Raw genomic sequence first — 11,936 nt, forward strand, 5'->3', positions numbered from 1 at the left:
CCATTTACCCCGGTCGACCTTTATTCCAGGAATAAGCTGGCGTTGCCTTGCCCTCGGCGAGGGGCTAGAGTGCCGCGTCCGTCGTCACCCCATCGTTCAGAGAATTTCGAGGAGAGTCCTGTGGAAATTGCCTGTCTTGACCTGGAAGGCGTGCTGGTTCCGGAAATCTGGATCGCGTTCGCGGAAAAAACCGGTATCGACGCCTTGAAGGCGACCACCCGGGACATTCCGGACTACGACGTGCTGATGAAGCAGCGCCTGCGCATCCTCGACGAACATGGCCTGAAGCTGGGCGACATCCAGGAGGTGATCGCCACCCTGAAGCCGCTGGAGGGGGCGGTGGAATTCGTCGACTGGCTGCGCGAACGCTTCCAGGTGGTGATCCTCTCCGACACCTTCTACGAGTTCTCCCAGCCGCTGATGCGCCAGCTGGGCTTCCCGACCCTGTTGTGCCACAAGCTGGAGATCGACGACAGCGACCGGGTGGTCGGCTATCAATTGCGCCAGAAGGATCCCAAGCGGCAGTCGGTGATCGCCTTCAAGAGCCTCTACTATCGGGTGATCGCCGCCGGCGATTCCTACAACGACACCACCATGCTTTCCGAGGCCCACGCCGGCATCCTGTTCCATGCCCCGGAAAACGTGATCCGCGAGTTTCCCCAGTTCCCCGCGGTGCATACCTACGAAGACCTCAAGCGCGAGTTCCTCAAGGCTTCCAGCCGTCCGCTGAGCCTGTAGCCGCGCCGCCGATGAAAGAGCCCGCGGAACGCGGGCTCTTTTCTATTCCGGGGGCGCTGTCCCGGCCATCCCTTCCAGGGTTTCCAGCAGCACCCGGACCTTGTCCAGGGTTTCCTGGTACTCGTCCTCCCAGTGCGAGTCGGCGACGATGCCGCCGCCGCCCCAGCAACTGACCTGGCCGTCCCTGACCAGCAGGGTGCGGATGGCGATCGAGCTGTCCATCTCGCCGCGCACGTCGAGGTAGAACAGGCTGCCGCAGTAGATGCCGCGTCGGCTCGGTTCCAGCTCGTCGATGATCTGCATGGCGCGAATCTTCGGCGCGCCGGTGATCGAGCCGCCGGGGAAGCTGCCTTCCAGCAGGTCGAGGGCGTCCTTGCCCGGCGCCAGTTCGCCGGTGACGCTGCTCACCAGGTGATGCACGTTGGGATAGCTTTCCAGGGCGAACAGCTCCGGTACTCGTACGCTGCCAGGTTGGCAACTGCGTCCGATGTCGTTGCGCAGCAGGTCGACGATCATCAGGTTCTCCGCGCGGTCCTTGGGGCTGGCCAGCAGCGATGCCGCCAGCGCCATGTCCTCCTCGGGCGTCTTGCCGCGCGGGCGGGTGCCCTTGATCGGCCGGGTTTCCACCTTGCCCTTGCCGAGCTTGAGGAAGCGCTCCGGCGACAGGCTGAGGATCGCGCCGTCGGCCAGTCGCAGGTAGCCGGAGAACGGCGTCGGGCAGGCCTCGCGCAGGGCGCGATAGGCCGGCCACGGCGAGCCGCTGCAAGCGGCCTGGAAGCGCTGGCTATAGTTCACCTGGTAGCAGTCGCCTGCCTGGATGTAGTCCTGGATGCGGCGGATCGCCTGCCGATAGTCGGATGTGCTGATGCTCCGTCGGAATTTTCCCAGAAGCTTGAAGTTGCCGGCCGCGTCTTGCGCTTCCTCGCTGAACAGGGCGATCAGGCGCTGGCGTTCGCGCCCGTCCAATCGCGGGTGGAATACCAGTTGGCTGGTTCCGGCCTGGTGGTCGCTGATCAGCGCCCAGGCATACAGGCCGACGGACGCCAGCGGCAGGCCCAGGTCGTCGCGGGCGTGTTCGCCGATGCGCTCGATGCGGCGACCCAGGTCGTAGGATAAATAGCCCAGCAGACCGCCGGCGAAGGGCAGTTCGTACGGGGCTGGCAGCTGCGCGGGGCCCAGGCTTCCGGCCGCTTCGCGTAGGCGGGCGAAGAAGCGGTTGGCCGATTCGTCGGGCAGCGGCGCCAGTTCTGCCAATGGCCAGGCGCTCATAAGGTCATAGCGTCCACGGGTAGCGATGGGGCGACCCGAATCGAGCATCACCGCACCGGGCGCCTCATGGATGATGGCAAAGAGACAGCTTGGGTCGCTATGGTAGGGCAGGGGGTGAACATGACAACTGGGCATGGAAAGTGGGGGTAGTGGGACAGTCAGGAATTCTAGTTCGCCGGAATCGTCGATCCTAGAGCCATTTCTTCAGTTTACGTAAGAAGGGTGATCTGCTAATTATGGAAATATCCCACGGAGATTTGGCTCCGTACCACAATGATAATGACACAGGGATACAGGCCGTGGATGCAGTACAGGATCCAGCAGCCGGCAGCCTTTCGCGCTCCAGAATAGTGCCGCCTCAGGTGCCAGCCGAATATTCTCTTCGCCCCGCGATCCGCAACCTGCTGGATCGCAACCCCCATTCACGCGTTCTTATGTTTTCCGCACCTGCCGGCTTCGGCAAGACCTGCGCGCTCGCCGCCCTGGCCAGGGAGCGCACTGTAGCAGACCAGGCGGTGGCCTGGCTGTCGCTGGCCGAAGAAGACGACGACCCCGCCCGTTTCTGCCGGCAGCTCATCGAGGCGCTGGGCGAAGCCGTGCCGCAGCTTGGCGACGACGCCCAGACCTACCTGCAGAACACCATGCGGGTCCCGGTGGTGGCGGTGATCGAAAGCCTGCTCGGCGATCTCGATCGCTATGCGCGGCCGTTGCTGCTGGTGCTCGACGACCTGCACCTGGTTAGCAACCCGGACATCTTCACCGGCCTCAACCGTCTGGTGCAGTACGCGCCGCCCGGGCTGGTCCTGGCCCTGGGCACGCGTTCGCAGCCGGCGCTGAGCCTGGCTACCTGGCGGGCCAAGGGGCTGTTGCTGGAAATCGGCCTCGAGGAGCTGCGCCTCGGCTTCGAGGAAACCCGCGAATACCTCGAGCGCAGCGGTCTCTATCTGGACGAGCCCTGCCTGAAGGCGCTCTATGGCCAGACCGAAGGCTGGGTGGTGGGCGTGCATCTCGTCAGCCTGTGGCTGCGCCAGCAACCGCAGGTGCAGGAAATGGCCCTGCTCGACGGCGACAAGCAGGCGGTCAGCGCCTATCTGCTGGCGGCCGTCTTCGAGCGCTTGCCTGGCGACCTGCAGGAAGCGCTGCTGGCCCTTGGCGTTGCCAGCCAATTGAGCGGCGACCTGGCCAACGCGCTGACCGGGCGCCAGGACGGCCAGGCGCTGCTGGAGCGCCTGGAGTCCATGCAATTGTTCCTCCTGCCGCTGGATCGCGAACGCCAGTGGTATCGCTTCCACCTGCTGTTCGCCGACTTCCTCCGCAACCGCCTGCGCGACTCCGATCCGGACCGTTTCAAGCAACTGCATTTCAACGCCAGCCTGTGGTTCACCAACCACCACATGCCGACGTTCGCCATCGAGCATGCCTGTGCGGCGGAAGACCCGGAGATGATCGCCGCGCTGGTCGACGGATGCGGACTGGAGCTGATCAACCGCGGCCAGCTCAGCCTGATCTACCGTTGGCGCAAGCATGTGCCGGACGAAATCGCCGAGCGCTATCCGATCCTGGTCCTTACCGATGTCTGGTCGCGGGCCAGCGACCTCAGCCTGGGCGAGGCCAACCGGATCATCGACGAACTGCTGGCGCGTTGGGGGGAGAGCCGCGGCGACGGGCCGATGGGCGACCAGTACCTCTCCGCGCTGGCGGTGAAAGCGGTGGTGGCGTTGCAGAAGGACGATCTGGAACTGTGCATCGCCCTGGCTCGCCGGGTCGAAGTCCAGCTCGGGCAGAACGCCGCCTTCCTCGAAGTGGCGGTGTTGATCACCGCCGCGCTGGCCCAGGTGGTCCGTGGCCAGGGCGACCAGGCGCGGCGCCTGCTGGGGCTGGCGCAGCAGCGCAATCATTTCCTCGAAGGGCGCTACCTGGACATGCAACTGGCCAACGTCGAGGTGATCCTCGCACTCGAGCAGGGCCAGGTGAAGCAGGCGCAACTGCTCATCGAGCGGCTCCGCCAGCGTGCCCGGCCGCTGTTCGAGAAGTCCAGGAGCGCGCTGGCGCTGCCGACCATCACCGAGGCCCTGACCGCCTACTACAGGATCGAGCTGGACGGGCTGGAAGAGCGCCTGGGCTGGGCGCTCGGGCATGTGGATGTGATCAATCCGATCGATTTCTATGCCCAGGGACAGATCTGCCTGGCGCGCACCCAGCGCCTGCAGGGACGGCCGAAGGAGGCGCTGGCCAGCCTGGCGGCGATGCAGGCCCTGGCCTCGCGCAATCAGTCGTGGCGCTTCTTCGCCCAGGCCATGGCCGAAGAGATCAACCTGATTCTCCAGGACAGCGGCCCCGACCGCCTGAAGCGCGCCGAGCAGCGGTTGAAGAGCGTGGACTGGAACAAGATGGCGGCACACTACCGCAACATGGCCTTCAACCCGGTCAACTGGTCGCTGGGCGTGAGCCGCGTGCGCCTGTTGCAGGGGCGTGGGCATTTCAGCGAGGCGCTGCACGAGATCACTCAGTTGCGCGGCACCTTGCAGCCCGGCTGGCACGGCCTGCAGCGCCTGCGCCTGGATATCCTGGCGGCGCTCAGCTATCAGCGCCTGGGCTATCAGGAACGGGCCAACAGCCTGCTCGGCGAATGCCTGATCAATGCCGAACGGGAAGGGGTGCGCAGCCTCTTCATCGAGGAAGGCGACGGCATTCGCCAGTTGCTCCAGCAACTCGAATCCACCGAACGCCAGCCGGCGCTACAGACCTTCATTCGCGGCCTGCTCGGCATCTGGCCCGGGCAGGGCGTGCGCAAGCCCCAGGATGCGCTCGAGGAAGGCCTGACGGAGCGCGAGCGCGAAGTGGTCTGCCTGGCCGCACAGGGCCTATCCAACGAAGAAATCGGCCAGCGCCTGTCGCTGGCCCTGGGGACCGTCAAATGGCATCTGCACAACATCTACGAAAAGCTCAAGGTGCGCAATCGCACCCAGGCGATCCGGCGAGCCCGCGAGCTGAGCCTGCTCTGACCATGGGCCGTCGCGACGGGGTTCCCGCCAGCACCATCCCGCTGTTGCAGACCAAGCTGTTCCCGCCGGGTGCCGGAGGGCTGCCGCTGCTGCCCCGCCAGGCGCTGATCGACCGCCTGTACGAGGCCCGCGCGCGACGCGCGATGGTGCTCAGCGCGCCGGCCGGCTTCGGCAAGAGCACCATCCTCTGCCAGTTGCGCCTGCGCCTGCTGGAGCAGGGCGCGGCGGTGGCATGGCTGTCCTGCGACGAGACCGACAGCGAACCGCAGCGTCTGATCCAGTACCTGCTGGCGAGCATCCAGCGAGTGGTCCCGGCATTCGGCGGCAATACCGCCAATCTGCTCGGCACCGACGTCGCGGTGCCGCTGGAGGGTATCCTGGATGCCTTCCTCGCCGACCTGCGTCGCCTGGAAGGCCCCTTGTACCTGTTCCTCGACGATTTCCACCGCATCCGCCACGCTGCCTTGCCGCATGGGGTTCGCTACCTGGTCGAGAACCTGCCCGATCACGTGCGGGTGGTGGCCTCGACCCGCTTCCGCCCGCGCTTCCTGGTTGACGAGCCGACCCTCAAGCCCTGGACCTTCTGCCTGAGCGCGGAAGACCTGCGGCTTTCGCGCGAGGAGAGCGATGCGTTTCTCCTCGACCTCAAGGGGCTGGAGCTGGGCGAGCGCGAGCTTAAGCTGCTGTTCAAGCGCACCGAAGGCTGGATCACGGCGTTGCACCTGGCGGCTCTGGCCCTCAGTCGCAATACCGACCGGGAAGGTTTCCTGCGCGGGCTCTCCGGGACCGAACGGAACATCGCCGACTACCTGGCGGAAGACGTGCTGGCCAGCCTGCCCGCCGACCTGCAGCTGTTCCTCGACCAGACCTCGGTGCTCGATGAGTTCAATGCGGAACTGTGCAATGCGCTGACCGGACGTCGCGACGGCCTGGACATGCTCATGCGCCTGCAGAACGAGCAGTTGTTCGTCATCGCCCTGGACGACCAGCGCGAATGGTTCCGCTACCACCATCTGTTCGCCGAGTTCCTCCAGGGGCGGCTGTCCCGGCATGCCGATCCGACCCCGTTGCTGCATGCGGCGGCGCGCTGGTGCGAGGGGCGCGACCTGGCCGACCGGGCGATCAAGTACGCCCTTCGCGCCCGCGACTACCTGTTCGCCGCCGAGTTGCTGGAGCGCCAGGGCGCGCGCCTGATCGCCGGTAACCGGGTGTACGGCATCCTCGGCATGCTCAACGGCATTCCCGCCGAGGTGATCCGCGAGCATCCGGTGTTCCAGATCTTCTACGCCTGGCAACTGGCGTTCGAGCAACGCTTCGCCGAGGCCGAGGCGTTGATCGAGGAGGTCAGCCACCGCCTCTTGCAGGGGCGTGGCAAGGTCATGCACTTCGGGCTCGGCGAGTTGCTCGCCGCCGCCCAGGTGCTCAAGGCCCTGGTGTTGCTCTACCAGGACAAGCTCGAAGCCTGCCTGAAGGTCGCCCGCCACTGGCTGTCCATGGTCCCGAGCAACCAGCCGGTGTTCCGCGCCAGCCTGCTCTGCGTGCAGGCTTCGGCGCATGCGCTGCTCGGCGACTACGCCGAGGCCGCCGGCGCCATCGGTTCCGCGCGGGAGGACCTGAAAGTCGCCGACAGCGAGTACCTGCAGGTGGTGACCAGCCTGATCGAATCCCTGATCTGCAAGGAGAGTGGCGACCTGGAGCGGGGCAGGGCGATCGCCGAGTCGGCGCGCAACCGGGTCGAGCAGGTATTCGGCCGGCGCAGCCGGGTCGGCGGGCCCTTGTCGCTGGCCTATGCCGACCTGCTCTACGAGCAGGACCGGCATGCCGGCGTGCTCGCCGAACTACCGCTGGCGACGGTCTGGCGGGATGTCGCGACGCCGGTGGAACTGCTCAGTCGCGGCCAGTTGGTCATGGCCAAGGCGCGCTTCTTCTCCGGCGCCGCCGAGCAGGGGTTGGCGCAACTCGACGAATGGCTGAGCGGTCTGCTCTCGCCCGGCTACGAGCGTGTCTATGCTCACGCCATGAGCTGCAAGGTGCAGTTCCTGCTGTGGCTGCGCCGTCCGAACGAAGCCGAGCGTGTCTGCCTGCAACTGGAGCGGCATCTTGCCGGGCTCTCCGGCGAGCGGCATGCCGACGCACAGACCGCCCTGGTCCTGGCGGAGGCTCGGCTGGCATTGTCCGAGCGTCACGCGGAACGCGCGCAGAGCAAGCTGGAAAGCTGTCTGGCCGGCTACTCTTCCGCTTACCAGAGGGATCGGCGGCTGCGTTTGTCCTTGTTACTTTCTGTGGCGTATTGGCAGAAAGGTAACAGCGAAAAAGCCATCGGCCTGTTCCTCGCCACGCTCGAGGAAGCCTGGAATCTCGGCTACCGCCGGCTGTTCCAGGACGACGCGTTGTGGCTGTTGCCGATGTGGGAAAGCTGGAGGGAAGCGGAACCCAAGCGTGCCGCGGCCTGGCAGGGGCTGGCCGACCTGCTCCGCGAGCAGTGCCGGAAGCTCTCCGTGGACCCGGAAAGTTTCGATGAAAATCAGGATGTTAGCCATCGCGAACGGGAAATCCTGCGGCTGGTGGCGGCGGGCTTGTCGAACCGCGATATCGCGCAGGCGGTGCACCTGTCGGAAGCCACCATCAAGTGGCACCTGCATAACCTGTTCGCCAAGCTGGGTGTGAAGAGCAGAACGCAAGCCGTACTAAAGGGTAAAAGCCTGGGGCTGCTGAGCGAGGCGTGAGCGGCAGCCGCCATCGCTCCATCCCTTGGATGGGCTGGCGGCGGAAGGGGTGGCCCAGTAGCTTGGAATCCAGGACGAGAGAGCATGAGGCTCTACCGAATCCATGGCCGGGACACCTAGGGAAGCAGTACCGGACCTGGAGGCCGGCGAGATGCCGGTCGATCTGCCGGGGACAGGATGCAAACGGCAGTGCCCTGGGGCAAACCACACCTGAACACTGGAGAAATAACAATGAAAAAGCACCTGTTCCTTGCAACTGCTGTTCTGGCTGCTCCCTTGCTGGCGCATGCCGACCTGAAAGCCATGGACGATGGCGCGCTGTCCGACGTGACCGGCCAGGCAGGCATCAGCATTTCCGGTACTTTCCAGGGCTCCGTCGGGGCCGTGACCTACACCGATACCGATACCAATGGCGGCTCCCTGCGGCTGGAGAATATCAGCCTGCCGGCGCTGACCATCGACGATACCAAGCCGCTGACCATCGACGTCGTCACCACCGATATCGGCGGCAAGTCGACCCAGCAACTGGCCATCGGCCTGCCGGCCATCACTGGCGACGTGACCGTTGGCGCCATCAAGGTGGGCGACACCAGCGCCGCCAGCATCGGCTCGCTGACCGTCTCCGGGCTGAACATGGCCGGTTCCACCATCAAGGTCTGGGGTCACTGATCCAGGAACCGAGTCGAGACGCGAAGACCTCGCCGAGGCATCGGCGGGGTCTTTCTCCGAAAGAGGTACGACGGGGCGATGTTCGAGATTTTGCTGGGAAGTCTGATCGGGCTGTTTGGGTTCACCCAGACGGTCGATACCAAGCCGCAACCGCAGGGCACGGTCAACCTCAGCCAGCCTCTGACCCCCAATGGACCCTACCGCGAATCGGTGCAGTTGGAGCCGATGAGCCAGTTGCAGTTCCGCAACGTCATCCGCCAGGCCTATGACTACAGCTGCGGCTCGGCGGCCCTTACCACGCTGCTGGACTACTACCTCGGGCGCAATCTCGAGGAACGCCAGGTCATGGAAGGCCTGCTGCGCTATGGCGAGGCCGACAAGATCGTGCAGCGCCGCGGTTTCTCGCTGCTCGACATGAAGCGCTACGCCGCAGCGCTGGGCTACAAGAGCGGTGGTTTTCGCGCCGAGTTCAGCGACCTGGACGCTCTCGAGCATCCGGCGCTGGTCCCCATCCACTATGCCGGCTTCAAGCATTTCGTGGTGGTGCGCGATGTCTACAACGATCACGTCTTCGTCGCCGATCCGGCCTTGGGCAACATCAGCTTCACCCGGACGCGCTTCGAGGAAATCTGGGACCAGAACGTCCTGTTCGTGATTTTCCCGAGTGGGCAGGAGCCCCGCAACGCGCTGGTGCTGAACGATCGCGACATGCGCCTGGTGGACGACCGCACCGTCAGCCTGCTGGCGTTCCGCGAGTTTCCGCAGATCAACAAGATCACTGAAAACCAGGTCCGTGAGCTGGGCACTGGTGGCGACGTCATACACCTGCGCACCAAGTAGCAGATACCCAAAAACAAGAACAATCTCTGGGGATAGCGCCATGAGAATCAGGGGGTACACATGCGCGGCGGCGCTGATGCTGTCTATCAGCGGTTTGTCCGTTGCCGAGGAAGCCTCGGTCGACCAGGCCCGTGACGCGCTGGCCAAGAAGAATGACGATGCCGACAGCGCCAAAGCGCTGGAGGAGGTTTTCCAGGCCGCCGAGAAGAGCTACACCTTGCTTAAGAAGGGCGAGCGGACCCTGACCTACGGTTTCGACTACGCGCTGGTGCGCGACCAGCGGCTAACCCTGGTGCCGCTGACCAAGACCAGCGGCGGCACGCAGATATACGGCCTCGCCGGCCGGCAGAGCCAGTCCCAGCACACCTTCACCAACTCCTTCACCTTCGACTACGGGATCTGGGACAACCTCACCTTCAGTTTCCGCCTGCCGCTGGTAGCCAAGTACGACACCGAGATGGATACCCACGCCTACAGCCTCGGCGACGTTTCCGCGACCTTGCGCTGGCAGCCCTGGGCGGCGGTGCGCGGGCGGCCGGTCACCACGCTGTATACCACCATCGGCCTGCCGACCGGCGACAGTCCCTACAAGACCAACCTGGACAAGGACATCTCCACCGGCAACGGCTACTACAGCCTGGGCTTCGGCGCGAACATGTCCTATGTGATCGACCCGGTGGTCCTCTACGGCTCGCTCGGCTACACCTGGAACCTGCCGGTGGACGACGTGCACCAGACCCTGGCCGACAACTCCCAGCTGGAGAAGGTCTCGCCCGGCAACACGATCAACTTCAACATGGGCATGGCCTATGCGCTGTCCTACGACGTCTCTCTGGCGACCTCGTACCAGATGGCCTACACGCTGAAGAACCGCTATCACACCACTGCCGGTACGTTCGAGTCGTCCGAACAGACCAGCAGCATCATGAACTTCTCGCTCGGTTTGCGGACGTCGCCGGACTACATCGTCAACGTCAACGCCGGCTTCGGCCTCACGGAAGACTCGCCGGATGTACTGCTGGGGTTATCCGTACCCCTCGATATCAAAGGGCTGAAGGCCCAGTAACCCGCGAGCGAGGCCTGTTATGAAGATGCGCATTGCGCCGCTCTGGCTGGCGCTGGCAGGGGTGGGCCTGGCCTGGATTCCGCCGGCTGGCGCGCAGATGGCCAACGACCTGACCATCGGCAATCCGAAAGCCATGGCACTCGGCAACGCCGTGACCGCCGACGAGACCGGCATCGATTCGGTGCACTACAACCCGGCGGCGCTGACCAGGATGAAGGGCCGCCAGGCGACCGTGAAGCTGCTCACCGGGGTAATGGACATCCGCGCCGGCTTCAAGGCGCCGCCGAATTACGGCGAAGGCACCTTCGGCCTGCGCGACGACCCTGTCGCCAACAGCCACAGCCGGACCCTGACCCCGACCATGTACCTGCCCGGCCTCGGCGGCATGACTGACGTACCGTTGCTGGTGGCGCCGCTGGCCGGGATCTCGATCAACCCACCGGGTTCCAAGTTCACCTTCGCCACCAACGTCTACACCCCGCAGGCGCTGGGCTACAGCCGCGATTCCGATAGCGATCCGGCGCGCTACCAGGGACGCGAGGTGTCGTTGCAGCGGCTGACCTACTTCTCGCCGACCCTGGCCTACCAGGTCAATGACGAGCTGTCGGTCGGCCTGTCGGTGGGTTTTTCCCACCAGGCGGTGGCGTTGAACGAGGATTTCCGGGCGCCGAACCAGTTGCTCGGGCTGTTGCAGCAGACCAAGGAGATCGGTTGCCTGCCGGGAATGCAGGAGATCCTCGAGGTGTTCTTCAACGTCTGCGGCGGCAACATCGGTCCGTTCCAGAACCTGGCCAATATCGACCTGGACATGCAGCAATCGCTGTCGCCCAGCTTCAACCTCGGGGTGCTCTGGGAGCCGACCGACTGGTTCGCCTGGGGCGCGACCTACCAGAGCGAGTCGCGGATGAAGCTCAAGGGCAAGTACCGGGTCGACTACGGCCAGGGCTGGCAGGGTTTCTGGACCGGGGTGCACAAGTCGCTCGGCGGTGCGATCCTCGGCCAGATGTTCCCCTACGGGAACGTCGACGAAGAGCATGGCAACGCCACGATGAACATGGTCTATCCGGATGCCTTCTCCACCGGCGTGAAGCTGCGCCCGTTCAAGAAGTGGCAATTCAACTTCGACCTGAAATGGAACGGCTACAGCGACTGGAACGAGTTCAAGATCGAGTTCGACCGCGAGCTCGACCTGCTGCGCATCGCCAAGTACCTCGACTCGAAGGACGCCACCAGCCACAGCATCACCCTCGACCGTGGCTACCGCGATACCTGGAGCTGGGCCATGGGCGTGCAGTACGACGTCAACGACCGTTTGCAGCTACGCGCCGGCTACGAATACCGGCCTTCGGCGATCCCCAAGGGCCAGGCGGACATCCTGGTGCCGATCGGCGATGCCAATCTCTACGGCCTGGGGCTGGGCTACCAGTGGGACAAGGACACGGTGATCGATGTCGGTTTCAACTACTTCGTCACCAAGCAGAGCGTCAAGGCCGATACCAGCTGCAACCTGAATTGCACCGGGCTCGACAACCTGGTGTACAACCCCTACGCGGGACTGGACGTGGACACCACGGTGAAGGCCTATATTTTCGCCATGACCTACCGTACGACCTTCTGAGGGCT

At 64.7% G+C, this 11,936-nt stretch carries 8 protein-coding genes; 7 read left to right on the forward strand and 1 reads right to left on the reverse strand.

Annotated elements, in window-relative coordinates; genetic code table 11:
* The first annotated feature begins 120 nt into the window (after positions 1-120).
* Positions 121-738: a bifunctional phosphoserine phosphatase/homoserine phosphotransferase ThrH gene (thrH, locus tag HMPREF2886_RS07835; RefSeq protein WP_033972991.1), complete on the forward strand. Its 618-nt coding sequence runs from the start codon at positions 121-123 to the stop codon at positions 736-738.
* Positions 739-780: 42 nt separating this feature from the next.
* Here thrH and pabB read toward each other — a convergent pair whose 3' ends face one another.
* Complete coding sequence (gene pabB / locus HMPREF2886_RS07840; protein WP_070747075.1) at positions 781-2,142, reverse strand: aminodeoxychorismate synthase component I; 1,362 nt, start codon at positions 2,140-2,142, stop codon at positions 781-783.
* Between the two features lie 164 nt (positions 2,143-2,306).
* Here pabB and HMPREF2886_RS07845 point away from each other — a divergent pair, with 164 nt between their 5' ends.
* From HMPREF2886_RS07845 to HMPREF2886_RS07870, 6 genes are all read left to right on the forward strand, one after another.
* A complete protein-coding gene (locus HMPREF2886_RS07845) occupies positions 2,307-5,012 on the forward strand; it encodes a winged helix-turn-helix domain-containing protein (RefSeq protein WP_070747077.1) in 2,706 nt (901 codons plus the stop codon).
* A 2-nt stretch (positions 5,013-5,014) separates the two neighbouring features.
* Positions 5,015-7,738, forward strand: a complete 2,724-nt coding sequence (locus tag HMPREF2886_RS07850) for a winged helix-turn-helix domain-containing protein (RefSeq protein ID WP_033972995.1) — start codon at positions 5,015-5,017, stop codon at positions 7,736-7,738.
* Between the two features lie 231 nt (positions 7,739-7,969).
* Entirely contained in the window at positions 7,970-8,407 is a 438-nt protein-coding gene (locus HMPREF2886_RS07855; protein WP_003098074.1) for a DUF6160 family protein, read from the forward strand.
* A 78-nt stretch (positions 8,408-8,485) separates the two neighbouring features.
* On the forward strand, positions 8,486-9,247 hold the full coding sequence (locus tag HMPREF2886_RS07860; RefSeq protein WP_070747079.1) for a C39 family peptidase: 762 nt from the start codon (positions 8,486-8,488) through the stop codon (positions 9,245-9,247).
* Positions 9,248-9,287: 40 nt separating this feature from the next.
* Positions 9,288-10,313 (forward strand): transporter, encoded by a 1,026-nt coding sequence (locus HMPREF2886_RS07865; protein ID WP_003120313.1) that lies wholly within the window; start codon positions 9,288-9,290, stop codon positions 10,311-10,313.
* Positions 10,314-10,332: 19 nt separating this feature from the next.
* Positions 10,333-11,931: an outer membrane protein transport protein gene (locus HMPREF2886_RS07870; protein WP_079385275.1), complete on the forward strand. Its 1,599-nt coding sequence runs from the start codon at positions 10,333-10,335 to the stop codon at positions 11,929-11,931.
* Positions 11,932-11,936 lie beyond the last annotated feature (5 nt).

It is taken from the genome of Pseudomonas sp. HMSC066A08 (assembly GCF_001813025.1).
In the GTDB taxonomy this organism is placed as follows: Bacteria; Pseudomonadota; Gammaproteobacteria; order Pseudomonadales; family Pseudomonadaceae; genus Pseudomonas; species Pseudomonas aeruginosa.